Origin of the sequence: Acetobacter cerevisiae (assembly GCF_001580535.1) — a bacterium.
Classification (GTDB): Bacteria; Pseudomonadota; Alphaproteobacteria; order Acetobacterales; family Acetobacteraceae; genus Acetobacter; species Acetobacter cerevisiae.
On the sequence record NZ_LHZA01000156.1, the window covers coordinates 1 to 26,271 of the forward strand.

The following is a 26,271-nucleotide window of genomic DNA, read 5'->3' on the forward strand; positions in this document are numbered from 1 at the left end:
AGAGAGGGATTCGAACCCTCGGTACGATTGCTCGCACAACGGTTTTCGAGACCGCCCCGTTCGACCGCTCCGGCACCTCTCCGTTGGGCGGCTTATAAGCAGGGTTTTTATGGTGCGCAAGCAGAGATCCCCGGCTTTAGCAAGTTCTTGTTGACGAGCGGGGGAGACTCCCCGTAAAAAGCCGCACCACTCCACACAGATGGAGCCATGCCGCCAATGCGGCCAAGGAACAAAAAGCGACCAGACCCTTCGCCTGCGCCTGTGCCGCGGAAGGTCAAGAGATCGGAAAGAGAGACAGGTTTTATGTTCGCAGTTATCCGCACCGGCGGCAAGCAGTATCGGGTTGAGCCCAACATGGTGCTCAAGGTTGAAAAGCTGGAAACCGAAGCTGGCGCTACCATCACCTTTGATGAAGTTCTTGCTGTAGGTGGCGAAGGCACCACCACCATTGGCGCCCCCACCGTTGCTGGCGCAAAGGTGACGGCAACCGTCATCGCTCAGGACCGCCTCAAGAAGGTCATCATCTTCAAGAAGCGCCGCCGGCAGAACAGCCGCCGCAAGAATGGCCACCGCCAGCCGGTTACCGTTCTGCGCATCCAAGAGATTAACGCCGCCTGAGCCCCATAGGGTTCGGCTGGTAAGACCAAGGAGGACTTAGGTCATGGCACAAAAAAAAGCAGGCGGTTCATCCCGTAACGGGCGCGACAGCGCTGGACGCCGTCTTGGCGTCAAAAAATTTGGTGGCGAACAGGTTATCGCTGGCAACATCATCATCCGCCAGCGCGGCACGAAGATGAAGCCGGGCGCTAACGTTGGTGTTGGTCGTGACCACACCATCTTCGCTCTGGTTGACGGCAGCGTGCGCTTTGAGCGTCGCGCCGAAGGCCGCGTGCACGTTTCCGTGGACGCGCTGCCGGCAGCTGCTGAATAAGTATTCGGCAAGCTCCACCACGCGTTTTTCCCGTGGCCGGAATGGCAAGGGGCCGGTCCTCACAGGATCGGCCCTTTTTCATGTTCAGGCGTTGAAAGTATCCCATGAAGTTTCTTGATCAGGCAAAAATCTACGTCCGCTCCGGCGATGGCGGAGATGGTGTCACCGCCTTCCGCCGGGAAAAATATATTGAATTCGGCGGTCCGGACGGGGGCAATGGCGGCCGTGGTGGCGATATTATTTTTGAAGCCGTCCCCAACCTCAACACCCTGATCGACTTCCGGTACACCCAGCATTTCCGCGCCCGTAAGGGTGGCAACGGGGCCGGGTCTGACCGTACGGGCGCTGCTGCGCAGAACGTGGTCATCAAAGTGCCTATCGGCACGCAGATTTTTGATGATGACCGGGAAACCCTGCTGGCTGATCTGGATGAAGCGGGAAAGACCATCACCCTCTGCCGGGGCGGCGATGGCGGCTATGGGAACGCGAATTACAAAAGCAGCACCAACCGCGCACCGCGCCGGTCTGATAAGGGCTGGCCGGGTGAAGAACGCTGGGTCTGGCTGCGCCTGAAGCTGATTGCCGATGTCGGCCTGGTCGGCCTGCCCAATGCCGGGAAGTCCACGTTCCTTTCAGTTGTATCCGCAGCACGGCCTAAAATTGCCGATTATCCCTTCACCACCCTGCACCCCCAGCTGGGCGTTGTGCGCCTGTCCATGACAGAAGAATTTGTGGTGGCGGATATTCCGGGGCTGATTGAAGGTGCGCATGAAGGCACTGGTCTGGGTGACCGCTTTCTGGGTCACGTGGAACGCTGCGCCATTCTGCTGCATCTGATTGATGGCGCAGCAGGTGATGTTGTGGATGCCTGGCGCACCATTCGGCACGAGCTGGATGCCTACGGCGGTGGACTGGCCGATAAGCCGGAAATTATTGCCCTGAACAAGAATGACGCCATGACCCCACGGGAAGCCTCTGCCCGCAAACGGGCGCTGGAAAAAGCCAGCGGCGCTCCGGTCATGCTGATTTCCGCTGCCACGCGGCAGGGTGTTCCGGAACTGCTCCGGGCCATTCAGACACAGGTCACAGCCATCCGTAAGGATGAAGAAAACCCCGCTTAAGCCTGCAAGCCCCTCCGGGGGCCACGACATAGAATGGATTGTTTTCCATGACCGGACGCCCCACCAGCCCCTCCCTTTCTTCCGCCCGTCGGCTTGTTATCAAGATCGGCAGCGCGCTGGTGGTGGACCCGGATAAAGCTGCCCCACGACAGGCCTGGCTGGCCAGTGTGGCGGAAGACATCGCCCAGCTGCGGCGGCAGGGCACGGACGTGACCGTGGTCTCATCAGGGGCCATTGCACTGGCCCGCCATACGCTGGGGCTAACAAACGGCGTACTTCGCCTACCGGAGAAACAGGCTGCTGCTGCCGTAGGCCAGATCCGTCTGGCTCAGGCATGGAGCAATGCTCTTTCCGAACAGGGCCTCACGGCCGCTCAGCTGTTGCTGACACCAGAAGATACCGAAGACCGCCAGCGTTACCTGAACGCCCGTGCCACGCTGGATACCCTGTTGGGGCTGGGCTGTGTGCCGGTCATTAACGAGAACGACACCATCGCCACAGCCGAAATCCGCTTTGGGGATAATGACCGCCTCGCCGCGCGTGTTGCCCAGATGACGGATGCGGATCAGCTCGTTCTGCTTTCCGATATTGACGGGCTCTACACCGCAGACCCACGCACAAATCCGGATGCTCAGCACCTGCCGGTGATTGAGACTCTAACCCCGGAAATTGAAGCCATGGGGGGCGAACCGCCTCCCGGCTATTCTTCCGGCGGCATGCGCACCAAACTTCTGGCTGCGGGCATCGCCACGCGCTCCGGCTGCGCTATGGCCATCGCACTTGGCAAACAGAACCACCCGCTGCGCGCCCTGCTAGACGGCGCGCGCTGCTCATGGTTCCTGCCGCAAGCCTGCGCGCAGACAGCCCGCAAACAGTGGATTGCCGGAAGCCTGACCCCTGCGGGTGAAATCATGATTGATGACGGGGCAGCCGACGCCCTGCGTCATGGTGGCTCCCTACTGCCCGCCGGTGTGCTGGGCGTCAAAGGGGAATTTACGCAGGGCGATCTGGTTGTGGTGGTGGATAATGGCGGCCGCGTTCTGGCGCGTGGCCTGTCCGCTTATGATGCCGATGATGCCCGCCAGATTGCCGGACATCGCTCCACAGAACTTCACGATATTCTGGGCTGGCAGGGACGAGACGAGATCATCCATCGCGATGACCTCGTGATGGCCTGAGGGAGCGGACATCCCCTCCGGTTGTTAGAAATCAGCAGGCTTGCGGGACGGCCAGTTCAGCACAGGCTCAGCCCGTCCTGTGTCTTCATCATAAGACCGATTAACTCGCGGTTCTGCGGGCTGCTCGGCGTTCCGTAAAAAATCAGGACGATAAGGCGGCTGGTCGGCATCTGGCGCACGGTAACGGCGCATGGCATCCGCCAGCGGCTCTTTGCGCCCGGACGCATCTTTCTGCGGCTCATGCCAGGGCATGACACGGCGGGTCGCACCATCCCGCGGCTCCGGCTCCAGATTAGGGGCCGGTGGAGCCTCCCGGCGCGGTTCATACGCATCGGAAACCTTGGGGGTGCGCAGAGGCGTCAGCACAGGGGCTGACAGAATGGGAGAGGGTCGGGTTGGCTCCGGCGGACGAATTTCTTCCACCTGCACACCGTCCGGCACGGACGGACGACTCAGCGCCTCATCCCCTACCGGACGCGTAGCCTGCCCCTGCCCTGCCGCCAGACGCATGGCCAGAGCCCGCACCTCGGCCTGCATTTCCTGAATTTGCAGCTCCAGCTCCGCCAGACGGCCTTTTACGCCAAAGACAGCAAAAGGCATCATCAGAAACGCCAGCCCGAAGACGATAACAACCGCTATCACCAACAGCTGCGCCCAGAGCGGCATCCAGTCTGGAAACACCACAGACATCATTTCCTACAGACCCCACATGTCAGGATTCCATGCCGTGCCAGCGGCCTCCCTTGCGGTAACCCGCTGCCCGGCACGGTCTTCATTACATTCCAAGGGCGCGACGATAGATATCAAGCAGGGTTTCCTGCTCTTCCACTTCACTCGGCTCCTGCTTGCGCAGACGGATGATCTGCCGAATGACTTTGACATCAAACCCGGCGGACTTGGCTTCGGTAAAGATATCCTTGATATCGCCGGCAAGTGCTTTGCGTTCTTCTTCCAGACGCTCGACCCGCTCGATGATGCTTCTCAGCCGATCGGCGGCAATGCCACCCACAGCGGCATCGTCACCACCGGAAAATCCTTCGGTATCCATGCTCCAGTTCCCCCGTTTACAGACCGTGTTCAGGGCCTGACTGCGGCAGGCCTTTCGCCCGCCACGCCCGAACACCAAAGGCGCGGGCTTATCGCGAGCCGCCCGCGCGGTCAATTACCTTGACAGCCAGAAGCCTTATGGACAAACCCTCTGCCACAACGCTTTCCCGACTGCCCCGTTCTCAAAGCACACTCAGGGGGAAGAAAGTCTTTGTTTGGGGCTTTTCAAGGGCACCCACGATCTTGCGGGAGTACTATGGCCATGGCGCATATTAATCGGATTGACCCTTTCGATTTCATTATTTTCGGCGCCACGGGCGATCTGACAATGCGCAAGCTGCTGCCTGCATTTTTGCGGCGGTTCCATGCGCAGGATTTTCAGGAAGATGCCCGCATCATCTGTGTGGCACGCTCCGCCCATTCCCCGGATCAGTACCGCGAACAGGTGCGCAAGGCCCTCAGCGAATTTGCCCCGGCTGCTGCACGGGATGCGGACACGCTGAACAAATTTCTTGCCCTGGTGCAGTATGTTGCTCTGGATGCCACCAAAGAAGGCAGCGACTGGAGCGGGCTGGAAGAACATCTGAATGACCCGCAACGCACGCGAGTCTTCTATCTGGCCACCAGCCCTGCCTTGTATGCTCCACTCTGCGCCGCCCTTGCGGATCATTCCCTGATTACGCCCGTTACGCGCGTGGTGCTGGAAAAGCCCATTGGCGTCAGCATGGAAACAGCAGCGGAAATCAATGACGGTGTTGGCCGCTTCTTCCCGGAAGAGTCGATCTACCGCATTGACCATTATCTGGGGAAGGAAGGGGTTCAGAACATTCTGGCCCTGCGGTTTGCCAACCCGGCGCTGGAAAAGCTCTGGTCTTCCGATGCGATTGCCCATGTGCAGATTACGGCGGCTGAGACAGTCGGCGTCGGCAAGCGCGGCCCCTATTATGACGAATCCGGGGCGCTGCGTGACATGGTGCAGAACCATCTGCTGCAGGTGCTGTGCATGGTGGCAATGGATGCCCCGGCCTCGCTCCAGGCGGATGACCTGCGGAACGAAAAGCTCAAGGTTCTGAACGCCCTTCGCCCGATGACGCCCGATATGGTCCGCCACAACGTCATCCGCGGGCAGTACACTGCTGGCCGTATCGATGGGCAGGACGTGCCGAGCTACGCCGAGGATCTGGGGCAGGACCGCGCCAGTAATACAGAAACCTTTGTGGCCATCCGCACAAAAATCCGCTCCGCGCGCTGGGGTAACACCCCGTTCTATCTGCGCACGGGCAAACGGCTTGCCGCCAAGACGACGGAAATCGTGCTGCAATTCCGTCCGCAGATGTGGCCCATTTTCACCAACACGCCCTCACCGGGGCGGCTGGTGATTCGCATTGCACCGGACGAAGGGCTCTCACTGGTTCTGGCCACCAAGGACCCCAGTGCAGGCGGTTTCCGGGTGCGGAATGGGGTTCTTGATATGTCGTATGAAAACCAGTTCACCATCGAATATCACGATTCCTACGAGCGCCTGCTTCTGGATGCCGTACGCGGCAATCCGGCTCTGTTCATCCGCCGGGATGAAGTGGAAGCCTCCTGGCGCTGGATTGAACCGATTCTGGACTCCTGGCGCCATGCTCTCTCGCCGCTGGAACCCTACCCTGCCGGCAGCTGGGGCCCTGCTTCAACCCGCGCCCTGCTGGCGCGTGACGGTGCCCTCTGGCACGAAGATATGCTGACATGAACTCAAACTCTTCCAAACCCTCCCCCTTGTCCCAGCGCGGCCCCTTCCGCAAACGGACGTTGCGCCAGCATGTTCTGCGCCGTCTGGCACTGGTCGTGCCTATTTCGGTGCTGATGATTGTGCTGGCTAAGACGGGGGTTATCGACACCCTGACGGATCGCTACACCTTCCGGCCGGAAAGCTGGTTTGATGATACCGCTCTAGTGCGCCACCTGCGCGTAGTGGTGACACATAACGGCATGACGAACATCAAGCCGGATTGCCTGCTGTTTGTGGTGAATGGGAATGACCCGCCAACGGGCTCCCGCATTGACGTGATGCAGAAAACATCAGGCTCCTGCCCCGGCCCCAAAGGCGAACTGCCAAAGCTGTTCACCATGCGCATTGACCGGATGAACCACGTCATCATGTCAGATCAGGGCTCCCCCACGCAGTTCCACCCGATGCCCTAAGGGCCTTCTGAGGCAAAGGCTTTCCGCAAGGCGCGCCCACCAAACCGGAGCGCGGCCTTGCCCTGGGGCATGAGGGCATAAAAATTCAGGAAGCCGTGCACCGCACCGCGATAGCATTTATACTGCACTGGCACGCCCGCCTGCCGTAGCGCCTGCGCGTAGGCCACGCCTTCATCCCGCATCGGGTCACATTCCGCCGTGACAATCACGGCAGGTGTCAGGCCGGACAGATTGGGATTGAGGCCGGGCACAAAGCGCGGGGCAACCCAGTCTTCCTCCCGCGCGATATACTGATCCCCGTACCACTGCATGGACGCACGAGAGAGGAAATACCCCTCTGCATACAGATCATGCGACGGAAAAACCTGCGCGCCATACAAGGATGGATAATACAGCAGTTGTAACGCCGGGACTGGCCCTTTCCCCGCCGCGCCATCCTGCGCCAGAACGGCAGCCAGATTCCCCCCGGCACTATCCCCCGCCACAGCAACCTTGCCGCCCCAGAAGCGGGCGGACACACCAGCCAGCCAGCGCAGGGCCGCCTGACTGTCATCCGCCGCAGCGGGATAAGGATGTTCCGGGGCCAGCCGATAATCCGGCAACAGCACCGCCGCACCGGACACCCGTGCGAGACGACAGCACATGCCGTGATGCGAATTCAGCCCGCAATGCACAAACCCGCCACCGTGCAGATACAGCACAGCGCCCCTCACCCGCCCATAAGGCAGATAAAGCCGAGCCTGCATGGGGCCAGTTGCACCGGGCACGGAAATGGTCAGAACTTTCCTGATCCCCAGCGCAGAAAGACGGGTTGGGAAAGACGGCGTATCCATCGCCTTGCGGAGCACGGCCAGAAATTCTGCCCGCTCTGCGCCTTCATCCCGGAGAGTCTTTGCCACGGGCTGAAATTTTTGGGACGGTCCGGCTTTGCTACGCGCCCCCTGCCAGCGGATCCACCCCAACAGAATGCGGGAGTAGAAATTGGGACGAGCGGGAATACCCTGAGCGGTCTCAGGCTCTGCAGAAACTCTCATGACACCAGCATACTGCATTCTTGCGCCATGCCGAGACGATTCCGTCATGCTTGCCCCTTGACCTGCTGTGCCGCCCGACGCAGGGTGGCGCCGCCAGACGGTCGGACGGTCGCTGTTCTGCATGATGTGCAGGAGGGAGGAAAGTCCGGGCTCCACGGGAGAACGGTGCCAGCTAACAGCTGGCGAGGGTGACCTTAGGGAAAGTGCCACAGAAAACAAACCGCCTTCCGGGCGATGATCCGTGGGAAACCATGGGCCAGAGCTGGAGGTAAGGGTGAAACGGTGCGGTAAGAGCGCACCGCTCCTCTGGCAACAGAGGAGGCAGGGTAAACCCCACCGGGAGCAAGACCGAATAGGAGCGGCGGAAACCTGCAAGGGTTTCAGGGGTTCTCCCGCCCCGCTGCTCGGGTTGGTTGCGTGAGGCATGTCGCGAGGCATGTCCCAGACGAATGACCGTCCAGGCTCTTCGGAGCTGGACAGAACCCGGCTTACAGACCGTCTGGCATTTTCTGTTTCTGCCTCATTTCATTACGCCGGGCACGGTGTTCTGCCGATATCTGCGCATATATGCAGAACATTTGAAGAACATGACGTGGCAAAGTTTTGTTGGTCTCTATTTTACCATTGCTTTCACGGCATCAAACAGTTCTGCGCAACTACTTCATAAATGGCGGTTTTCTGCTGTTTTTTCTGCCTTTTTAATTTGCGTCCCATAAAATCCCATGCTATCCCACATTACACCATGAAAGTGGTGGAGGCGGCTTCGTTCCCCGCTGTTCTGCGAACGGAAAGGCCTGAATCAGAAGGACATCGTCTTACGTGAGTGTGTTTCTCGGCACGCATGAGAATCGGTTTGACGCGAAAGGTCGCGTTTCGATTCCTGCCGGTTTCCGCACTGTTCTGAAGGCGCAGCATACGGAAGGCGATTCACTGGTGATCCTGCGACCATCCCATACAATGCCCTGCATTGAAGCGTGGCCTGCCGGAGCCTTCTCACGCCTGACCCAGCCGCTGGACCGTCTGGATATGTTTTCTGATGAGCATGATGACCTTGCCGCCGCCCTGTACGCGGATGCCTACCCGCTTGATCCGGACCGTGAAGGTCGCATCATTATTCCCGATTTTTTGCGTGAGCATGCAGGCATTACGGAAAGCACGACCGTTGCCTTTATGGGCGTAGGCCGCACCTTTCAGATATGGGAACCCGAGGCCGCCCGCCAGCGCCGCGCCGAAGCCCGTCAGCGGTCCCGCCGCATCAGCATCCCCGCTGCGCGTGATGGACAGGAAGGAGGGTCTGCATGAATGCCCTGACCACCTCCTCCTCTCTGCATCCGACCTCCGGCGCACCTGCTCCGGGCCATGTGCCCGTGATGCTGGCCGAAGTGCTGGAAAGCCTGAAACCTGCTGATGGCGATGCCATTCTCGACTGCACCTTTGGCGGCGGCGGTTATACATCCGCCATTCTGAAAAGTGCTGACTGTGCCGTATGGGCTATCGACCGGGACCCGGACGCCATTGCACGCGGACAGGCCATGGCCGCCAGCTTTACCAACGCAGAAGGCCAGTCCCGCCTGCATATGCTGCATGGTGGGTTTGGCAGCATGACGGACCTGACAGAAGCAGCCGATGCCCCGGCTTTTGACGGCATTGTGCTGGATCTGGGCGTGTCCTCCTTCCAGCTGGATGAAGCCGAGCGTGGTTTTTCCTTCCGCATGGATGGGCCGCTGGATATGCGCATGGCAAAAAGTGGCCCCTCTGCTGCGGATATCGTGAATAAGGCGCCGGAAAGCGAACTGGCTGACATTTTCCACTTTTATGGTGAAGAGCGCCACGCCCGCCGCGTGGCCCGCGCCATTGTGGCCGACCGTGTGGAAACGCCGTTTGAAACAACCGCGCAACTGGCCGGGCTGATCCGCCGCGTGGTGCCGTCTGACCGTTCAGGCATTGATGCCGCAACCCGTTCCTTTCAGGGCCTGCGCATTGCCGTTAATGACGAGCTTGGCGAGATTGAGCGCGGCCTGACGCAGGCGCTTGATCTGCTGGCCCCCGGTGGCCGTCTGGTTGTGGTCTCCTTCCATTCTCTGGAAGACCGCATCGCCAAACGGGTGATGGGTGCTGCAACTGGCAAAACCACAAGTTTTTCACGCTATGACCCGCGTGCAGCATTGACGAAGGGGGATGAAGCCGCCTTTATCGCGCTCACCGGGAGGCCCCTCCGTCCAGGTGACGCTGAATGCGCCGCCAACCCGCGTGCCCGCAGTGCCCGCCTCCGCGCTGTGGAAAAACGCTCGACCGATGTTTCCTCCTTCGGCAAAGGATTGATCCCATGATCCCCCGGCCCTTTACCTGCTGCTGCGCTGTCCTGGCCATTGCCTCGGGATTTTTCCTTTATACGAAGAAGCATCAGACCACGCTTCTGGATCAGCAGATTTCCAAAATCGTGTCTGATACAGAGCGTGTGCGCTCCCAGACAGCCATGCTGCGTACGGAATGGGCCCTGGAAAACCAGCCGGAACGGCTAACCCGTCTGGCGGAACATCATCTGGTGGGCCTCCACACCATGGACCCCGCACAGTTTGTTCGTATGGCGGATCTTTCTGCCCGCCTGCCCGCACCGACAGTCAAGATCCCGGCTGAAGATCCGCGCGCTGGCATGACAGCCGCAACACTGGCCTCTGCTCAGCCGACCGCGCCTGTGGCGGCAGCGCATCCGGCTGTTGTCGCAGTTGCCGATGCCAAGCTGGCACGCCCTGCTCCGCATCATGACCGTAGTGTGGAAGGCGACGAAGCTCAGACACCTCGCGCTGCTATGACCGTTGCAGAAGAAACACCGGCACGCACGGCTCCGGTTATCCGTCCTGTTGCGCATCATGACCGCGCACCGCGTCCGGCTCTGGATGATGCGGACGATGCTGCGGTCCGCACGGCACAGCTCACCGCGCCCGCTCCGGCAGCCCGGCCTGTGGCTCCGCGCCGCGCTGCAACGCAGCTGGCGGATGCCGCTCGCGTCAACCCGCCTGTAACCCGCACGCCTGTCACTGTCGCCAGTGCCGCAGATGCACCGCAGCCTGTACGCCACGCGCAGACTGCTCCGGTCCCAACCCGCGTTGCGGCTGTCACCCCCAAACCCAGCGTGACGGACAGCGACAGCGATTCTCAGGTCCGGCATCCGCTGCCTGTCACGGTGGCAAGCTGGCATGCAACCCGGCAGCATCGGGCTGCAACGCCCTCCGCAGGCTATGTTGAAGCACGGGCAACGTCCTCTTACAGCAGTGGCTCTTTGCTGAGCCACAGCAGTGATGCGTTGCCAGCCCCGGTCCCGATGACCAACTAATTTTCCAGACGATAAGGTGACTTCAACCCGATATGGCCGTTCCGCCGCACGATTATGATACCCCACCCCCCGTGACGCGCACTGTGCGTGTTACGGGTGAGGATCTTCGTGCGCGTGCCCATCGGGACCAGATGCATGTCAGATTGCTGGGGGTTGCAGGCGGATTTTGCCTGCTTTTTGCTGTTGTTGCCGTCAAACTGTCCATCGCGACAGTTCTGCACCCCATGGCACCGGAAAAGCGGCAAATTGCCTCTCAGGTTCCGGAAATTCCCAAAATCGACCCGAAAGGCAGTCTGGCCGGAGACTTCTCTCTCCCGCAGGTGCATCGGGCATCCATTGTGGACCGCAATGGTCAGACGCTCGCGCTGTCTTTGCCGGTTGCGCAGGTGTACGCCAACCCGCAGGAACTGATTGATCCGCAGGACGTCACCAAAAAACTGAAAACCGTCCTGAAAGATCTGGACGAGGAAGAGACAACCCGCAGGCTCTCCCTGCCCAAACAGTTTGTGTATATCGCCCGTAATATTACGCCCCAGCAGGAACTGGCCATTAACAGCATGGGCATTCCGGGGATCTATTTTGAGGCCGGTGAACGCCGCCACTATCCGCTGGGCCACATGGCCGCGCAGATTATGGGCACCGTGGATATTGATGACCACGGCGTTGCCGGCGTTGAGCGTTATTTTGACAAGCGCCTGATGAGCGACCATCGCCCACTGCGGCTTTCACTGGACGTACGCGTTCAGTCCGTGGTGCGGGATGAACTCGCCAATGCCATGAGCACCTTCCAGGCCATTGGGGCCTGCGCCATTGTGATGGATGTGCGCACGGGTGAAATCATCGCCATGGTCAGCCTGCCTGATTATGACGTGAACGAGTTTTCGCACGCCACGAATGATGCCCGTTTTAACCGCGCCGTCACCGGCCTGTATGAACCTGGCTCAACCTTCAAGCTGCAAACGGCTGCCATGGGGCTGGAGACCGGCACCATTCACATCTGGGATCGTTTTTCCTCCACGCCGATCCATATTGGTCGCTTCACCATTTCGGATATGAAGAACGACCATTTCGCACCGTGGATGACCCTGCCGGAAGTGATGGCGTTTTCCTCCAACCCGGCAGCCGCTCATATCGCGCTGGATGTAGGTGGCACGCGGCAGGCGCAATGGTTCCGCGATATGGGCTTTTTTGCCCCCGTGCCGATTGAACTACCAGAAGCCGCCCGTCCGCTGGTGCCGCATCAGTGGGGCATTTCCACCACCATGACGGTCGGGTTCGGGCACGGTATGGCCGAACCACCGCTGGCCATTGTGCGCGGCACGGCGGCCACGGTGAATGGCGGCATTCTTGTCACCCCTACCCTCTTGGAAAAGGAAGAAGGTCCTGCCCCCACGCAGGAAGCTGCGCTTTCTCAGGGGGTACAGAACGCCGCACTGGAACAGGCGGAAGCTGACACCGGCATGGATCAAACCACCGTCGGGAGTGACGGTCTGGCTGTGCCGCAGGGCCAGCGGGTTATTTCTGAAAAGAATTCTGCTCTCCTGCGCCGCCTGCTGCGTCTGGACGTCACCGGCGGCACGGGCCGTACGGCAGAATCACCCGGCTATTTTGTCGGTGGGAAAACCGGCACGGCAGAAAAAATCGGTCCGCATGGCGGCTACCTGAAACACGTCAACATCTCGGCCTTTACCGGTATTTTCCCGATGAACGCGCCGCGCTACGCCGTATATGTCATGCTGGACAGCCCCAAGCCTACACCGCAGACCCATGGCTGGACCACGGCTGGCTGGAACGCGGCCCCGACCGTTTCCAAAATTGTCTCGCGCATTGGGCCAATGCTGCAAATCTTCCCCGATACGGCACACGCAGCCCAGATTGACGCCAGCATGGCGCTGCCTATGCACCCGGCGGTGCCGCGTGGCGTGCGCCCACTTGGCCCGGGTAATGACCCCGGAGACCCGCGCAAAGCCGAAGCTGAACACCGCGCTGCCAAGGCTGCGGAACAAAAAGAACGCGCAGCCCAGAAAGCTGCTCTGAAAAAACAGGCTCAGGAGGTGATGGACGAATGACCACACGCCTTTCCACCCTTCTCAAGACGATGAGCCTTACGGCGACCGGAACGCAGCATGATCCGGTCATTACCGCCATCACGCCGGACAGCCGTGCCGTCAAACCCGGCACCCTGTTTGCCGCCCTGCCCGGCGTTAAGGTCGATGGGCGGGCTTTTATCTCGGCTGCTGTGCAGAATGGGGCTGCTGCTGTACTGGCACCAACCGGTACGGTGTGGCCAGCGGATACGGCACCCTGTCCGCTGGTGCTGGCAGACAACCCGCGCCATGTTCTGGCTGTTCTGGCCACAGCACTAGCTGGGCGTCAGCCGGAGTGCCTCGTGGCCATTACCGGCACCAACGGTAAAACCAGCACCACGGATTTCCTCCGCCAGATTTGGGCCTTGCAGGGGCTAAAAGCTGCTGGCGTGGGCACACTCGGTCTGACCGGTGTGAACGGTCTGGGCATTACCATGCCGTCGCTCACCACGCCGGACCCGGTGGCGCTGGCCAACGGTCTGGCAGCCCTTGCGCAGGCCGGGGTTAAGCATGTGGCGCTGGAAGCCTCCTCCCACGGGCTGGAACAGGGGCGGCTGGACGGCCTGCATCTGTCCGCTGCCGGGTTTACTAATCTGACGCGCGACCATTTGGACTATCACGGCACAGTGGACGCCTACCGCGAAGCCAAGCTGAAACTGTTTGAGACGGTGCTGCCCGAAGGTGGTCTGGCTGTTGCCAATGCGGACATGGATACCCAGACGCTGGCAGAGCTTCGCGCAATTGCCACGAGGCGCAAGCTTACTCTGCGGCTAACCGGCGAGAACGGCACCACGCTGCGCCTGCTGCGCCACACACCTTTACCCTCCGGGCAGGAGCTGGAACTGGACGTTTGCGGCCAGCGGCAAATTGTTACGCTTGGCCTGCCGGGACGTTTCCAGACTGACAATGCCTTGCTGGCCGCTGCTCTTGCTGCGCCGGATGAAGCCTCTCTGCCCGCCATTATCGCTCTGCTGCCGCAGTTGCAGGGTGTGCGTGGACGTATGGAGCGCGCAGTGGTTTTGCCAAATGGGGCCAGTGCCTATGTGGATTATGCCCACACGCCGGATGCCCTTGCACGCCTGCTGGTCTCTCTGCGGCCGCACGCTCGGGGCAAATTGATTGTGGTGTTTGGCGCGGGCGGTGACCGTGACCGGGGCAAACGCCCGCTCATGGCGCAGGAAGCCGCACGCGGGGCAGATATCGCCATTATTACGGATGATAATCCCCGCACGGAAAACGCCGCCGCCATCCGCGCGGAAGTCCGCACCGGCGCGCCGGACGCACTGGAAATTGGCGGACGCAGACAGGCCATTGCTGAGGCTCTGACCATGCTCGGCCCGGATGATGTGCTGGTTGTGGCTGGCAAAGGGCATGAGCAAGGGCAGATTATTGGCACGGAAGTCCATCCGTTTGATGATGCCGCCGTGCTGCGCGAACTGGCCGGTGTTCAGACCAGCGACACCTCAAAACAGGCAAACCCGGCATGACGGCTCTCTGGACACGTGACGAACTGGAAGCTGCCACCGGTGGCAGGTTTGCAGGCCCTTGCACGCCGGTTGTGACTGGCATTTCCATTGACACCCGGACGCTGGCTCCCGGTGATCTGTTTGTCGCTCTGAAAGGCGACAACAGCGACGGGCATGCGCATATCGCCATCGCTCTGGATAAAGGGGCAGCCGCGGTGCTGGTGCATGACACCGCCGGATGCACGGACCCACGCCTGCTCGTGGTGACGGACACCATGGCTGGCCTTCAGGCTCTGGCCCGTGCCGCACGGGCGCGCTTTACCGGCAAGATGGTGGCAGTTACCGGCAGTGTTGGCAAAACCACCACCAAGGAAATGCTGCGGCTGTGCCTCGGAGCCCTCGGCCCTACCCATGCGGCAGAAGCCTCCTACAATAACCACTGGGGTGTTCCACTCACACTGGCGCGGATGCCGCGTAATGCAGCGTTTTGCATCAGTGAAATTGGCATGAACCATCCGGGGGAAATCCTGCCGCTGGCCAGCATGGTGCGCCCGGATATTGCCGTCATCACCACCATTGGCTCTGCCCATCTGGGCTATATGGGCAGCGTGGACGCCATAGCGCAGGAAAAGGCGGAGCTGATTACCGCCCTGCCAACCGGCGGCGTGGCCATTGTGCCAGATGATGCTCTGGGCCAATCCTTTTTTGCCGCAGCGGCCCGGCAGGCCAATACCACCCTGTGGCATACCGGCCTGAAGCGCGACAGCTTTGTGCATCTGTCCGGCCTGAAGGCCTTGGAAGGCGGTAGCCAGTTTACCGCCCATGCCGGCAGCCGCTCTGTGCCGGTTACGCTCCACGCACCGGGCACGCATCTGGCCCGCAACGCGCTGACGGCGCTGGCCGTGTGTGCGGCTCTGGGTGGGGATCTGAGCAAAGCGGCTCAGGCTCTCACCAGTTTCCGCCCCGGCAAAGGGCGCGGTGCGCTAGCGCAGATTGCCGGCGGGGACGTGACCCTGCTGGATGAAAGCTATAATGCCTCCTCCGCCTCCATCCGTGCGGCGCTGGATGTGCTTCGTCATCTCCCGGCCACACGCCGCATTGCCGTTCTGGGCGATATGCGTGAACTGGGCGATTTTTCCCTCTCCGAGCATCAGGCGCTGGCTCAACCCACCGCCGACTGTGCCGACCTTGTTTTCTGTTGCGGACCCCACATGAAATCCCTTTTTGATGCCCTGCCCAAAACGGCGCAGGGTGCCTGGGCGCAAGACGCCGCCACTCTGGCTCCTCTGGTTTGCGCGGCTCTGCGCAAGGGGGACGCCGTTCTGGTGAAAGGCAGTCTGGGGAGCCGCATGCGGGATGTGATTACGGCTCTGAACAGCCTGAGCGCCGTGGAGCCTGCCTGATGTTGTATTTTCTGGTCTCTCACCCGCTGACAGACGCGCATATTCCGCTGCTCAATCTGCTCCGCTACATCACGTTCCGGGCCGGAGCAGCCTGCTTTACAGCACTGGCCATCAGCCTGATGCTGGGCCGCCCGCTGATTGCCATGCTGCGGCGTATTCAGCGCGGCGGTCAGCCGATCCGCGCCCTCGGCCCGGAGCGGCACCTGCTGGAAAAAACCGGCACCCCCACCATGGGCGGTGTGCTGATCCTGATTGCCCTGTTCGGCTCAACCCTGCTGTGGGGTGACCTTGAAAACGGCTTTGTGTGGGCCGTCATGCTCACCACACTGGCGTTTGGCGCTGTGGGCTTTGCGGATGATTATCGCAAGCTGGCCCGCCGCAATACAGATGGCGTCTCCAAACGGATGCGGCTGGGGTGTGAGTTTTCGGCGTCGCTGCTGTGCGGCTGGTTCCTGCAAAGCCTGATGCCGGATGACCTGACCAACCAGCTCGCCTTCCCCTTTGTGAAAGACCTGCTGCTGCCGCTGGGGTTTGCCTACCCCATCTTCGCCATGATCACCATTACCGGCTTCGGCAACGCCGTAAACTTTACGGACGGGCTGGATGGTCTGGCCATTGTGCCCGTGGTCATTGCCGCTCTGGTGTTTGCCATCCTGTCCTACATTGTCGGCAACCATGTGTTTGCGGATTATCTGCAGGTCCATGCTGTGCCGGGGACCGGGGAACTGGCGGTTTTCTGCGCTGCACTCGTGGGGGCTGGCCTCGGCTTCCTGTGGTTTAACGCCCCTCCGGCTTCCGTCTTCATGGGCGATACCGGCTCTCTTTCTCTGGGTGGTGCGCTGGGTGCTCTGGCTGTGGCCATCAAGCACGAGCTGGTCCTGTGCATTGTTGGCGGCCTGTTTGTGGTGGAAACGCTCTCCGTCGTTATTCAGGTGTTCTGGTACAAGCGCACCGGGCGGCGTGTGTTCCTGATGGCCCCGATCCATCATCATTTTGAAAAGAAGGGCTGGGCCGAGCCTAAAATTGTCATCCGGTTCTGGATTGTTTCCGTCATTCTGGGGATGTGTGGTCTGGCCACGCTGAAATTGAGATGAGCAATTTTCCCGCCACTCTTTTTACCGGCCAGCATTTTGCTGTGCTGGGGCTGGGCCGGAACGGTCTGCCCGCCGTGTGTGCCCTCGCACAAAGCGGGGCTACAGTTCAGGCGTGGGATGATGGCGAGGCTGCCCGTGCAGCGCTCGCCAAAGCTGTAACAGCCCTCCCGCAAAACGCTGCCGCCCGGATTACCTGCGCGCCGATCAAGAGCCTGACTGGCGCCGATGGTCTCGTCCTCTCCCCCGGTATTCCGCATATGCTACCCAAACCGCATCCCGTCGCCATCATGGCGCAGGAGGCTGGCGTGCCGATCCTGTCCGATGCGGAACTGCTTTACCGCGCGGTCCGCAAGGCAGGCAGCAAGGCGCGGTTTGCGGGCATTACCGGCACCAATGGCAAATCGACTACCACCACGCTTCTGGCCCATATTCTGGCTGAAGCCGGTGTGCCGGTTGCCGCTGGCGGGAACCTTGGCCCCGCCGCGTTAGCACTCCCTCTCCTGCCGGATAATGGTGTGTATGTGCTGGAAATGTCCTCCTACATGCTGGAACGGCTGGACACGCTGCATTTTGACGTGGCCTGCCTGCTGAACCTCACCCCGGACCATCTGGACCGCCACGCAGGCATGGAAGGCTATGCCAGCGCCAAAACCCGCGTCTTTACCCACCAGACCGCGCAGGATCTGGCAGTGATTGGCGTGGATGATGACTACTGCCGTGACATTGCCAAAACCCTTCAGGCTGGCCCCGCGCAGTGCGTGACTATTTCCGGCGCTAACCCGGACTGTGATGTCTATGGGCAGGCCAACGCCATCTGGCAGGCAGGCGCGTGCCTTGCGCACCTTGGCCCCTCTCTGCCTGGCAGCCATAACGCGGAAAACGCTGCCACCGCCTGTGCCATGGCGCGCTTTCTGGGCGTGGCGGACGCCGCACTCGCTGCGGCTGTTCTCTCCTTCCCCGGCCTGCCGCACCGCCAGAAACTCGTGGCAGAGCAGGACGGCGTGGCCTTTATTGATGACAGTAAAGCCACCAATGCCGATGCCTCCGCGCGTGCCCTGGGCTGTTATGATCGGCTGATCTGGATTGCTGGCGGAATGGCCAAAGAGGGTGGCATTGCCTCGCTCACGCCCTATTTCCCACGCATTGTCCATGCGTTCCTCATCGGGCGGGATGCCGCACAACTGGCGGAAACGCTGGCAGCGCACGGCGTGGCGTTCACACTTTCCGGCACGCTGGAAAACGCTGTACCCGCAGCCTATGACGCAGCACGGAGCACGGGTACGCCCGTCGTGCTGCTGTCCCCCGCCTGCGCCAGTTTTGACCAGTTTTCCGGGTTTGAAGCCCGTGGGCTGCGCTTTCTGGAACTGGCCCGCGCGGTGACGGAACAGCCGCAAACAGGAAAGGCCGACTGATGGCAGGCTCCCGCATTGATGACTCCCGGTTTGGGCGCTGGTGGCGCAATGTGGACCGGACGACGCTTATCTGCGCGTTCATCCTGATCGGCTTTGGCTATATCCTGATGCTGGCCGCAAGCCCGGCGGTTGCGGTGCGTATTGGCGCATCCCGCAACATGTTCATTTTCAAACAGGTGATGTTCCTTACAATCGCGGGTCTGATTGTGGTGAGTGTCTCCATGCTCTCCCGCAAGACAGTGCTCAGGCTTTCCCTTGTGGGGGGCGCGCTGATGCTGGGGGCAACGGCCCTCACGCTGGTGCATGGGATTGAAATCAAAGGCGCGCGGCGGTGGATTGCCCTGCCGCTCATGTCGCTCCAGCCCTCGGAATTCCTCAAGCCCTGCTTTGCCGTGGTGACCGGCTGGCTGCTCACGCAGCGCCGCGTTTCCCGCTATTTTCCGGGTATGCTGCTGGCCTTCGCGCTATTTGGCGTCATTCTGATGCTGCTGAAATCCCAGCCCGATATCGGGATGCTCACAGTCATCACCACAGTGTTCATGACCCAGCTTTTTGTGGACGGGCTGAACCTGATTCTGGTGGGGTTGGGCGTTGGCGTCATGATTGGCGCAGGCATTGCCGCCTTCTTCCTGTTCCCGCATGTGCGCTCCCGCGTGGAGCGCTTCCTGCATCCCAACGTGGGCGACCATTACCAGATTGATACAGCACTCCGCGCCTTCGGCAATGGCGGCCTGACGGGCCGTGGCCCCGGTGAAGGCCGCGTGAAGGATCTGCTGCCCGATGCCCATGCGGACTTTGTGTTTGCTGTGGCCGGGGAAGAATATGGTCTGATTGTCTGCATGCTCATCATCTGCGTGTTCGGCGTGATTGTGGTGCGCACCCTGCTTCGGCTGATTCGGGAAGATGACCCGTTCATCGTCATTTCCACCACCGGACTGGTGACGGGCTTTGGCTTGCAGGCCTTTGTAAATATGGCGTCCTCCTTGCATCTCATCCCCACCAAGGGCATGACGCTGCCTTTCATTTCCTATGGCGGCTCTTCCGCTATGTCCGTGGCATTGGCCGTGGGCATGGTGCTGGCTCTCACACGGCATCAGCCGGGTGAACGGTTGCCACGCAGCGGAGGCTTCATGACCACTTTCAGACAATGGCGGCCCGTATGACCCAACGCACTATCGTCATTGCCGCAGGCGGCACCGGCGGACATTTCTTTCCGGCTGAAGCTCTGGCCGATGCTCTGGCTGAACGTGGCCACCGGCTGGTTTTGATGACCGATGCCCGCGCCGGTGCGCGCACGGCAGGCGTCTTCTCACGCGGGCCGCAATATGTGCTGCCGGGTGCGGGTGTCGCTGGCCGTGGCCCGATGCGTGCTTTCAAGGCAGGCCTCACCCTGCTGAGCAGCGCATGGAAGGCCCGCTCCATTCTGCGCAGCGTCCAGCCAGACGCCGTAGTCGGGTTTGGCGGTTATCCCTCCGTGCCGCCCCTGCTTGGCGCGCGCCTGCTGGGCCGTAAACATCCGGCCCTGATTATTCATGAAGGCAATGCCGTTCTGGGCAAGGCCAACGCTGTGTTGTCCCGCTTTGCGGATGTCATTGCCACGTCTTTTCCCTCCGTCGCCAAACTGCCAATTGGTGCGCGCACGGCCTTTACCGGCATGCCGGTCCGCCCGACTATTGCCGCACTGGCGGGTAAAGGCTGGACCATGCCCGATCAGACCATCAACCTGCTGGTCTGGGGTGGCTCGCTGGGTGCCAGCGTGTTTGCAAAAGTGGTGCCCTCCGCCCTTGGCAAGCTGCCCGAAGAGCTGCGTGCCCGCCTGCACGTTACGCAGCAGGCTCGGAAAGATGATGTGGAAGCCACGCGCAAGGCCTATGCCGATATGGGCATTACTGCCCGCGTGGAACCGTTCCTGAATGATGTGCCTGCCCTGTTGCAGAGCGCGCATCTGGTGATTGGCCGGGCTGGTGGCTCCTCCGTTGCGGAGATTACCACCGCTGGCCGTCCCTCCATTCTGGTTCCCCTGCCCATTGCCGCGAGCGATGAGCAGACCGAAAACGCCCGCGCCATCACCACAGCGGGCGCCGGCTGGATGATCCGCCAGCCGGACTTTACCGCCGCCACACTGGCTGACCGCCTGAATGACCTCCTTACGGCCCCGGAAGAGCTGGCGCGCGCAGCGGCCGCCGCAGCCTCACTCGCCCGCCCGGATGCCGCCACCCGCCTGGCCGATGTTGTAGAAGAATGCTTGCACCTTTCCCCCTCGCCCGCCTATCCGACACCTCCCAGCCAGACGGAGTTCAGCGCATGAGAGCCCTGCCCCTTTCCATCGGAACCATTCATTTTGTCGGGATTGGTGGCATCGGCATGTCCGGCATTGCCGAGGTGCTGTCCATGCTGGGCTATTCCGTGCAGGGGTCGGACATTGCTGAAAACGCCAATGTCAAACGGCTGCGCGCTGCGGGTATTCCCATCAGCATTGGTCACGCTGCGGAAAATCTGGGGGAAGCTCAGGTTGTCGTCATCTCCACGGCTGTCAGCCGGGACAACCCGGAAGTGGTCGCCGCCCGTAGCCGTCTGATCCCGGTGGTGCGGCGTGCGGAAATGCTGGCCGAATTGATGCGCCTGCGCTGGTCCGTCGCGGTTGGCGGCACGCACGGCAAAACCACCACCACCAGCCTGATTGCGGCTGTGCTGGAAGCCGCGCGGCTGGACCCCACCGTGATTAACGGCGGCATTATTGAGGCCTACGGCACCAACACCCGCATGGGCAAAGGCGACTGGATGGTCGCAGAAGCAGATGAGAGCGATGGCTCCTTCCTGCGTCTGCCCTCCGTGATTTCCGTTGTGACCAACATGGACCCGGAACATCTGGACCACTGGGGTTCCGCCGAGGCCATGGAAGCAGCGTATGACCAGTTTGTCTCCAACGTGCCGTTCTATGGCTTTGCCGTACTGTGCATTGACCACCCCGCCGTGCAGCAGATGATCCCCCGCATGTCCGACCACCGGATTGTCACCTACGGGTTCTCCCCGCAGGCTGACGTACGCGCTGAAAAGCTGATTACCGACAAGATGGGGGCGACGTTTGAAGTCACCCTGACCGACCGTTCCACCCGCCGCACCCGCAAGGCCGGACCGTTCCGTCTGCCCATGCTGGGTTCCCATAACGTGCAGAACGCGCTGGCTGCCATTGCCGTGGCGACCGAGATGGATATCAGCGATGATGTCATCCGCTCCGGTCTGGCCGCCTTCCGGGGGGTGAAGCGCCGCTTTACCCGCACCGGTGAATGCAACGGCGTGACGGTGATTGATGATTACGGCCATCACCCCGTAGAAATTGCTGCCGTGCTGAAAGCTGCGCGACAGGCCGGAGCCAATAACGTAATTGCGGTCATGCAGCCGCACCGTTATTCGCGCCTGAAAATGCTGTTCCCTGATTTCTGCACCTGCATGAACGATGCCGATACCGTCATTGTTTCCGACGTCTATGCCGCAGGCGAACAGCCGGACCCGGAAATGAGCCGCGACAAGCTGATTGAAGGCCTGCGTGAACGCGGCCACCGCTCCGTGGTGCCGCTCTCCAGCCCCGACCATCTGGCGGAAATGATCAACGCCATCGCCAAACCGGGTGATTATGTTGTCTGTCTGGGTGCAGGCACCATTACCAACTGGGCGCAGGCTCTGCCGGAACAGCTTAAGGCGCTGCACGCAGCCGATGGCGGGCGCGCAGCATGAGCCTGTCTTCCGCCTCCATGACGGATCTGGTGCAGCAGGCATTTGCCCAAACCCGTGGCCGCCTGATCCCGCAGGCCCCGCTTGGCCCGCGCACATGGTTCCGCGTGGGCGGGGCAGCGGAATGGCTGTATCAGCCTGCGGATGCGGAAGATCTTGCGTCAGTCATGCAGCGCCTCTCTCCCGAACTCCCCGTCACCGCACTGGGCGCCTGCTCTAACGTGATTATCCGCGATGGCGGGCTGGATGGCATTGTCATCCGTCTGGCACGTGGGTTCTCCGACATCACGGTGGAAGAGGACGGACTGGTGGTCGGCAGCGCCTGTCTGGATGCCACCGTGGCCGAGTATGCCGCACAGGCCGGTCTGGCCGGTCTGGAATTTCTGGCGGGAATTCCCGGCTCCATCGGCGGGGCCGTGCGGATGAACGCCGGGGCCTATGGGTCCGACATCGCCACCGTGCTGGACTGGGCAGAAATCATCACGCGCGATGGCAGTCTGATACGGCTGGATGCTGGCGCACTGAAGTTTGGTTATCGGCGCTCCGGCCTGCCGGAAGGGGCTCTGGTTATCCGCGCCCGCCTGCGTGGCACGCCGGACAAACAGGCGGATATTTCCGCCCGCATTGCGGAAATCCGCGCAGCGCGTGAACTCTCCCAGCCAGTGCGGGCCAGAACCGGCGGGTCCACCTTCCGCAACCCGGACCCGGATATTTCCCTCCATAAGGCCTGGAAACTGATTGATGCCGCTGGCTGCCGTGGTCTGAAGCGCGGGGATGCGCAGGTGAGCGAGAAGCACTGCAACTTCCTGATCAATCTCGGTCAGGCCACCGCCGCCGACCTTGAAGGTCTGGGCGATGAGGTGCGGCATCGCGTCGCGCAGCAGTCTGGCGTTCAGCTGCATTGGGAAATCAAACGCATCGGCAAGGCAGAAGGATCCTCCGCATGAGCAACAGCAAACGGATTACCGTTCTGATGGGCGGGATTTCTTCTGAACGTGAGGTTAGCCTCGCCTCCGGCAAAGGTGTCGTCGAAGCGCTGCGCAGCCTTGGCCATACCGTCAGCACGCTGGACCCCGGGGCCGATCTGGCGGCACTCGTCACCACACTGACCGAACAGAAGCCCGATGTGGTCTTCAACGCCCTGCACGGACGGTATGGCGAAGATGGCTGTATTCAGGGTGTGCTGAACTGGATTGGCGTGCCTTACACCCACTCCGGCGTGCGCGCTTCCGCCACAGCCATGGACAAGGCCGCAGCCCGCGCTGTCTTCCTTTCCGCCGGGCTGCCGGTGGCCGAAGGCAAGCTGGTTGCCATTGAGGATCTGGCTAAAGCTGACCCCCTGCCCACACCGTATGTGGTCAAACCGGTGAGCGAAGGTTCTTCCGTCGGGGTTTCTATTGTCCGGTCCGGCTCCAATACGCGGCAGGAAATTGTCGAAAACTGGCGCTATGGCCCGCATGCGCTGGTGGAAGCCTTTATTCCCGGCAAGGAAATTACGATTGGTGTGCTGGGGGACCGCGCCCTGACTGTGACAGACATCACCCCCGCGCCCGGCGGCGGCCATGATTTCTATGATTATGACGCCAAATACACCAGCGGCGGCTCCAGCCATGTTCTGCCTGCGGCCATTGATGACGCCGTGAGCAAACAGGCCTGCGCAATTGCCGTTGCAGCGCATCAGGCGCTTGGCTGCTCCGGTGCCTCCCGCTCGGATTTCCGGCTGGATGATACCGGCCCCGGTCCGGCCCGGCTTGTGCTGCTGGAAGTCAACACCCAGCCGGGGATGACGGCCACCTCTTTGCTGCCGGAACAGGCCGCCTATTGCGGCATCAGCTATCCGGAACTGTGCGGCTGGCTGGTTGAGCAGGCAGCCTGTCCACAATGAGAATCCCCTCTTCCCCTTCTGATCGTCCGTCACGCTTCGGGCTGTTTGCCCGACGGCAGAAGCGGCTGATCCGCCCCTTGCTTGGCGTGCTGTTTCTGGCGGCGCTGGGGGGAGGAGGCTACCTGTATCTCCAGCAACCCGGCGCGCAGGAACGTCTGGCCCCGCTGCGGGAGAAGGTTCTGAGCGCTGCCCCACTGCGCATCACCAAAATTCAGGTGCAGGGCGCGCAGCTCACCAGCGATTCCGCCATTCACAAAGCACTTGGCGTATCCGTCGGCGAGCCGGTGCTGAATTTCAGCGTCTCCGACGCACGGGACCGCCTGAACGCCCTGCCCTTTGTGGATCATGTCACTGTTGAGCGGCATCTTTCGGGCGAAATTGACGTCACTATTACAGAGCGTCCGCCCTTTGCCGTCTGGCAGCATCAGGGGCACTTTGAACTCATCGACCGGCAGGGCAAACGCGTGCCGGATCAGGGCATGACCGGCAAGGATGCCGAAGCCTTTACCAAGCTACCTCTGGTAGTCGGTGATGGCGCGAATGACGCCGCCTCTGCCCTGATTGATGCGCTGACGCAGGAACCCTCCGTGCGCGAGCATGTCACGGCTGCCGTACGGGTCAGCGACCGCCGCTGGAACCTGACCTTGCGGGATGGTGCGACGGTCTTTCTGCCAGAAGGCGAGGAAGTTCCGGCCATTCACCGGCTGGCCAAGCTGGATGCCTCCACGCATCTGCTGGACCGGCCTGTGGTGCTGATTGATATGCGTCTGCCCGACCGTCTGACCATTCGGGAGCGCCCCCCGCAGCCCGCTCCGGCCCCCTCCGGCACAGATGCCGCACCGCCTCCATCACAGCCCGGCAGCACGTCCCCCGCTGGCCGGCAGGGAAGTCCTGCATGACGAACCGCACGCGCCCGTCCTTCTCGCTCAATTCCGCTGCGCAGTCCCGCCTGCGCAAGAAGGCCAGCACGACATCCGCCTCCTCCAGCCTGCGGATGAGCGGGGATGACACCATTCTGCCGCTGCCCCCTTCCGAAACCAACAAGCGTCCACGCACCTGGCGGAATGGTTATTCCGCCGTGCTGGATATTGGCTCCACCAAAATCACCTGCCTGATTGGCAAGGGAGAGCCGAACGGCAGTCTGAAAGTCATCGGCTGCGGCTGGCGGCGCTCCGCCGGCGTGCGGAACGGCGCCATTACAGACCTGCAGGCAGCAGAAGCCGCCATTCGCGCCACCGTCGGGCAGGCGGAACTGATGGCCGAACGGACGATTGACCGGGTGGTGGTCAACCTCTCCTGCGGGCATCCAGCCAGCCGGTTGTTCAACGTGCGCTGGCCGGTTGGCGGGCGTGTGGTGACGGAAGCTGATATTCGCCGCGTCGTCACGGAAGGCCGTGTTCAGGCCACAGTAGAAGGGCGGGATGTGGTGCACACCCTCCCGATTGATTTCACTGTGGATGATACGGAAGGCGTGGCCGACCCGCGCGGCCATCTGTGTGACACCCTGAAAGCGCGGCTGCATATTATTGATGCCGCCTCTACCGCGTTGCTTAATCTTGAAACCGTCCTGAGCCGAGCCGAACTCAAGATGGAAGCGCTGGTGTCTTCTCCCCTCGCCTCTGGCCTGTCCGTGCTGGATGCGGATGAGCGGGAGTTGGGTACTACAGTTGTGGAGATGGGTGGCGGCACAACGTCACTCGCCGTGTTTGGAGAAGGACAGATTCTCCATACTGCTCAGATCAGCGTCGGCGGCCTGCATGTCACGCGTGATATTGCGCGGGGCCTGAGCACATCTTTAGAAAATGCAGAACGGCTCAAGACAGTTTACGGCAGTGCCGATCTGTCTTCGGATGTCGAAGATGAAATTCTGACCGTTGAGCTTCTGGGCAATGACGTTCCTCATTTTGAACAGATTTCCCGCGCACAACTTGGCCGTATCATCCGCCCCCGCATGGAAGAAACGCTGGAGCTGGTGCGTGAAAAACTGGATGGTGCGGGGCTGGGCAATGCCGCCAGTGGCCGCATTGTGCTGACAGGCGGTGCCTCTTTGCTGGACGGCATGCGTCCGCTGGCAGAACGTATTCTGGGGGCCTCGGCATCCAAAGGACGCAATGGCGGGCCGGCCTTTACACGGTCCGTGCGGCTTGGACGACCCAAGCATATTCTGGGTCTTCCGGAAAACACGGCTGCCGCCGCGGGGTTTGCTACAGCGGCTGGCCTGCTCTCCTGGGCAGCCAGTGCAGAGCGCCCCTTCGGCGATGTCGAGTTCCGCGAAGCACCGCCCTCAGGCATGTTACAAAGACTCGTCGCTTTTATTCGTGACAGAGTTTGATATACTTAGAGAAATATTGATAACTTCG

At 61.3% G+C, this 26,271-nt stretch carries 24 protein-coding genes and 1 other RNA gene; 22 read left to right on the top strand and 3 right to left on the bottom strand.

Annotated features, from left to right (window positions below):
• Positions 1-303: 303 nt before the first annotated feature.
• The 4 genes from rplU (at position 304) to proB (ending at position 3,230) form a co-directional block, all read left to right on the top strand.
• Positions 304-618 carry a 50S ribosomal protein L21 gene (gene rplU, locus AD928_RS12190; RefSeq protein ID WP_006559166.1) on the top strand — a complete coding sequence of 105 codons (315 nt, stop codon included), beginning with the start codon at positions 304-306 and terminating at the stop codon, positions 616-618.
• Positions 619-661: 43 nt separating this feature from the next.
• A complete protein-coding gene (rpmA, locus tag AD928_RS12195) occupies positions 662-931 on the top strand; it encodes a 50S ribosomal protein L27 (protein WP_043553668.1) in 270 nt (89 codons plus the stop codon).
• A gap of 104 nt (positions 932-1,035) precedes the next feature.
• Entirely contained in the window at positions 1,036-2,052 is a 1,017-nt protein-coding gene (gene obgE / locus AD928_RS12200) for a GTPase ObgE (protein WP_062250870.1), read from the top strand.
• A gap of 47 nt (positions 2,053-2,099) precedes the next feature.
• On the top strand, positions 2,100-3,230 hold the full coding sequence (gene proB / locus AD928_RS12205) for a glutamate 5-kinase (protein WP_062250871.1): 1,131 nt from the start codon (positions 2,100-2,102) through the stop codon (positions 3,228-3,230).
• Between the two features lie 24 nt (positions 3,231-3,254).
• On the opposite strand, the gene AD928_RS12210 is transcribed toward proB, so the two are convergent.
• Together AD928_RS12210 and AD928_RS12215 are read right to left on the bottom strand one after the other, a co-directional pair.
• Positions 3,255-3,920 carry a hypothetical protein gene (locus AD928_RS12210; RefSeq protein ID WP_233420072.1) on the bottom strand — a complete coding sequence of 222 codons (666 nt, stop codon included), beginning with the start codon at positions 3,918-3,920 and terminating at the stop codon, positions 3,255-3,257.
• Positions 3,921-4,005: 85 nt separating this feature from the next.
• Complete coding sequence (locus tag AD928_RS12215) at positions 4,006-4,278, bottom strand: DUF2312 domain-containing protein (RefSeq protein WP_025825221.1); 273 nt, start codon at positions 4,276-4,278, stop codon at positions 4,006-4,008.
• A 261-nt stretch (positions 4,279-4,539) separates the two neighbouring features.
• Here AD928_RS12215 and zwf point away from each other — a divergent pair, with 261 nt between their 5' ends.
• Both zwf and AD928_RS12225 read left to right on the top strand, forming a co-directional pair.
• Positions 4,540-6,012: a glucose-6-phosphate dehydrogenase gene (zwf, locus tag AD928_RS12220; protein ID WP_062250968.1), complete on the top strand. Its 1,473-nt coding sequence runs from the start codon at positions 4,540-4,542 to the stop codon at positions 6,010-6,012.
• Positions 6,009-6,464: a hypothetical protein gene (locus tag AD928_RS12225; RefSeq protein ID WP_062250874.1), complete on the top strand. Its 456-nt coding sequence runs from the start codon at positions 6,009-6,011 to the stop codon at positions 6,462-6,464. Before zwf ends, AD928_RS12225 begins: the two co-directional genes overlap by 4 nt.
• On the opposite strand, the gene AD928_RS12230 is transcribed toward AD928_RS12225, so the two are convergent.
• The gene (locus AD928_RS12230) at positions 6,461-7,498 is read right to left on the bottom strand and encodes an alpha/beta hydrolase (RefSeq protein ID WP_167347372.1); all 1,038 of its coding nucleotides are present in this window, start codon (positions 7,496-7,498) and stop codon (positions 6,461-6,463) included. The genes AD928_RS12225 and AD928_RS12230 overlap by 4 nt on opposite strands.
• A 93-nt stretch (positions 7,499-7,591) precedes the next feature.
• Between AD928_RS12230 and rnpB the strand changes: the two genes are divergently transcribed.
• The 16 genes from rnpB to ftsA all read left to right on the top strand — a co-directional run bounded on the left by rnpB (position 7,592) and on the right by ftsA (position 26,243).
• An RNA gene (gene rnpB / locus AD928_RS12235) (RNase P RNA component class A) lies at positions 7,592-8,005 on the top strand.
• A 312-nt stretch (positions 8,006-8,317) separates the two neighbouring features.
• Entirely contained in the window at positions 8,318-8,800 is a 483-nt protein-coding gene (mraZ, locus tag AD928_RS12240) for a division/cell wall cluster transcriptional repressor MraZ (protein WP_062141681.1), read from the top strand.
• Positions 8,797-9,828 (top strand): 16S rRNA (cytosine(1402)-N(4))-methyltransferase RsmH, encoded by a 1,032-nt coding sequence (rsmH, locus tag AD928_RS12245; RefSeq protein WP_062141680.1) that lies wholly within the window; start codon positions 8,797-8,799, stop codon positions 9,826-9,828. Before mraZ ends, rsmH begins: the two co-directional genes overlap by 4 nt.
• Positions 9,825-10,832: a cell division protein FtsL gene (gene ftsL / locus AD928_RS12250; protein WP_062250877.1), complete on the top strand. Its 1,008-nt coding sequence runs from the start codon at positions 9,825-9,827 to the stop codon at positions 10,830-10,832. The genes rsmH and ftsL overlap by 4 nt, the downstream gene beginning before the upstream one ends.
• 32 nt (positions 10,833-10,864) lie before the next feature.
• Positions 10,865-12,901 carry a peptidoglycan D,D-transpeptidase FtsI family protein gene (locus AD928_RS12255; protein WP_062250879.1) on the top strand — a complete coding sequence of 679 codons (2,037 nt, stop codon included), beginning with the start codon at positions 10,865-10,867 and terminating at the stop codon, positions 12,899-12,901.
• Entirely contained in the window at positions 12,898-14,406 is a 1,509-nt protein-coding gene (locus AD928_RS12260; protein WP_062250880.1) for a UDP-N-acetylmuramoyl-L-alanyl-D-glutamate--2,6-diaminopimelate ligase, read from the top strand. Before AD928_RS12255 ends, AD928_RS12260 begins: the two co-directional genes overlap by 4 nt.
• Positions 14,403-15,788, top strand: coding sequence for a UDP-N-acetylmuramoyl-tripeptide--D-alanyl-D-alanine ligase (locus AD928_RS12265; protein ID WP_062250882.1), 1,386 nt, complete (start codon positions 14,403-14,405; stop codon positions 15,786-15,788). The genes AD928_RS12260 and AD928_RS12265 overlap by 4 nt, the downstream gene beginning before the upstream one ends.
• Positions 15,788-16,882: a phospho-N-acetylmuramoyl-pentapeptide-transferase gene (mraY, locus tag AD928_RS12270; protein ID WP_062141675.1), complete on the top strand. Its 1,095-nt coding sequence runs from the start codon at positions 15,788-15,790 to the stop codon at positions 16,880-16,882. Before AD928_RS12265 ends, mraY begins: the two co-directional genes overlap by 1 nt.
• Positions 16,879-18,294 (top strand): UDP-N-acetylmuramoyl-L-alanine--D-glutamate ligase, encoded by a 1,416-nt coding sequence (gene murD, locus AD928_RS12275; protein WP_062250885.1) that lies wholly within the window; start codon positions 16,879-16,881, stop codon positions 18,292-18,294. Before mraY ends, murD begins: the two co-directional genes overlap by 4 nt.
• Positions 18,294-19,457, top strand: coding sequence for an FtsW/RodA/SpoVE family cell cycle protein (locus AD928_RS12280; RefSeq protein ID WP_062250887.1), 1,164 nt, complete (start codon positions 18,294-18,296; stop codon positions 19,455-19,457). The genes murD and AD928_RS12280 overlap by 1 nt, the downstream gene beginning before the upstream one ends.
• Complete coding sequence (murG, locus tag AD928_RS12285; protein WP_062250969.1) at positions 19,454-20,602, top strand: undecaprenyldiphospho-muramoylpentapeptide beta-N-acetylglucosaminyltransferase; 1,149 nt, start codon at positions 19,454-19,456, stop codon at positions 20,600-20,602. The genes AD928_RS12280 and murG overlap by 4 nt, the downstream gene beginning before the upstream one ends.
• A complete protein-coding gene (gene murC, locus AD928_RS12290) occupies positions 20,599-22,029 on the top strand; it encodes a UDP-N-acetylmuramate--L-alanine ligase (protein ID WP_062250889.1) in 1,431 nt (476 codons plus the stop codon). The genes murG and murC overlap by 4 nt, the downstream gene beginning before the upstream one ends.
• Positions 22,026-22,973 carry a UDP-N-acetylmuramate dehydrogenase gene (murB, locus tag AD928_RS12295; RefSeq protein ID WP_062250891.1) on the top strand — a complete coding sequence of 316 codons (948 nt, stop codon included), beginning with the start codon at positions 22,026-22,028 and terminating at the stop codon, positions 22,971-22,973. Before murC ends, murB begins: the two co-directional genes overlap by 4 nt.
• Positions 22,970-23,911, top strand: a complete 942-nt coding sequence (locus AD928_RS12300) for a D-alanine--D-alanine ligase (RefSeq protein ID WP_062141670.1) — start codon at positions 22,970-22,972, stop codon at positions 23,909-23,911. The genes murB and AD928_RS12300 overlap by 4 nt, the downstream gene beginning before the upstream one ends.
• Positions 23,908-24,810, top strand: coding sequence for a cell division protein FtsQ/DivIB (locus tag AD928_RS12305; RefSeq protein ID WP_062250892.1), 903 nt, complete (start codon positions 23,908-23,910; stop codon positions 24,808-24,810). The genes AD928_RS12300 and AD928_RS12305 overlap by 4 nt, the downstream gene beginning before the upstream one ends.
• Positions 24,807-26,243 carry a cell division protein FtsA gene (gene ftsA / locus AD928_RS12310; RefSeq protein WP_062250894.1) on the top strand — a complete coding sequence of 479 codons (1,437 nt, stop codon included), beginning with the start codon at positions 24,807-24,809 and terminating at the stop codon, positions 26,241-26,243. Before AD928_RS12305 ends, ftsA begins: the two co-directional genes overlap by 4 nt.
• Positions 26,244-26,271: the final 28 nt, after the last annotated feature.

Excerpts from the sequence above, each read along its gene's own strand:
- rplU (WP_006559166.1), top strand. The coding sequence starts at position 304 with ATGTTCGCAGTTATCCGCACCGGCGGCAAGCAGTATCGGGTTGAGCCC.
- rpmA (WP_043553668.1), top strand. The coding sequence starts at position 662 with ATGGCACAAAAAAAAGCAGGCGGTTCATCCCGTAACGGGCGCGACAGC.
- obgE (WP_062250870.1), top strand. The coding sequence starts at position 1,036 with ATGAAGTTTCTTGATCAGGCAAAAATCTACGTCCGCTCCGGCGATGGC.
- proB (WP_062250871.1), top strand. The coding sequence starts at position 2,100 with ATGACCGGACGCCCCACCAGCCCCTCCCTTTCTTCCGCCCGTCGGCTT.
- AD928_RS12210 (WP_233420072.1), bottom strand. The coding sequence starts at position 3,920 with ATGTCTGTGGTGTTTCCAGACTGGATGCCGCTCTGGGCGCAGCTGTTG.
- AD928_RS12215 (WP_025825221.1), bottom strand. The coding sequence starts at position 4,278 with ATGGATACCGAAGGATTTTCCGGTGGTGACGATGCCGCTGTGGGTGGC.
- zwf (WP_062250968.1), top strand. The coding sequence starts at position 4,540 with ATGGCGCATATTAATCGGATTGACCCTTTCGATTTCATTATTTTCGGC.
- AD928_RS12225 (WP_062250874.1), top strand. The coding sequence starts at position 6,009 with ATGAACTCAAACTCTTCCAAACCCTCCCCCTTGTCCCAGCGCGGCCCC.
- AD928_RS12230 (WP_167347372.1), bottom strand. The coding sequence starts at position 7,498 with ATGAGAGTTTCTGCAGAGCCTGAGACCGCTCAGGGTATTCCCGCTCGT.
- rsmH (WP_062141680.1), top strand. The coding sequence starts at position 8,797 with ATGAATGCCCTGACCACCTCCTCCTCTCTGCATCCGACCTCCGGCGCA.
- ftsL (WP_062250877.1), top strand. The coding sequence starts at position 9,825 with ATGATCCCCCGGCCCTTTACCTGCTGCTGCGCTGTCCTGGCCATTGCC.
- AD928_RS12255 (WP_062250879.1), top strand. The coding sequence starts at position 10,865 with ATGGCCGTTCCGCCGCACGATTATGATACCCCACCCCCCGTGACGCGC.
- AD928_RS12260 (WP_062250880.1), top strand. The coding sequence starts at position 12,898 with ATGACCACACGCCTTTCCACCCTTCTCAAGACGATGAGCCTTACGGCG.
- AD928_RS12265 (WP_062250882.1), top strand. The coding sequence starts at position 14,403 with ATGACGGCTCTCTGGACACGTGACGAACTGGAAGCTGCCACCGGTGGC.
- mraY (WP_062141675.1), top strand. The coding sequence starts at position 15,788 with ATGTTGTATTTTCTGGTCTCTCACCCGCTGACAGACGCGCATATTCCG.
- murD (WP_062250885.1), top strand. The coding sequence starts at position 16,879 with ATGAGCAATTTTCCCGCCACTCTTTTTACCGGCCAGCATTTTGCTGTG.
- AD928_RS12280 (WP_062250887.1), top strand. The coding sequence starts at position 18,294 with ATGGCAGGCTCCCGCATTGATGACTCCCGGTTTGGGCGCTGGTGGCGC.
- murG (WP_062250969.1), top strand. The coding sequence starts at position 19,454 with ATGACCCAACGCACTATCGTCATTGCCGCAGGCGGCACCGGCGGACAT.
- murC (WP_062250889.1), top strand. The coding sequence starts at position 20,599 with ATGAGAGCCCTGCCCCTTTCCATCGGAACCATTCATTTTGTCGGGATT.
- murB (WP_062250891.1), top strand. The coding sequence starts at position 22,026 with ATGAGCCTGTCTTCCGCCTCCATGACGGATCTGGTGCAGCAGGCATTT.
- AD928_RS12300 (WP_062141670.1), top strand. The coding sequence starts at position 22,970 with ATGAGCAACAGCAAACGGATTACCGTTCTGATGGGCGGGATTTCTTCT.
- AD928_RS12305 (WP_062250892.1), top strand. The coding sequence starts at position 23,908 with ATGAGAATCCCCTCTTCCCCTTCTGATCGTCCGTCACGCTTCGGGCTG.
- ftsA (WP_062250894.1), top strand. The coding sequence starts at position 24,807 with ATGACGAACCGCACGCGCCCGTCCTTCTCGCTCAATTCCGCTGCGCAG.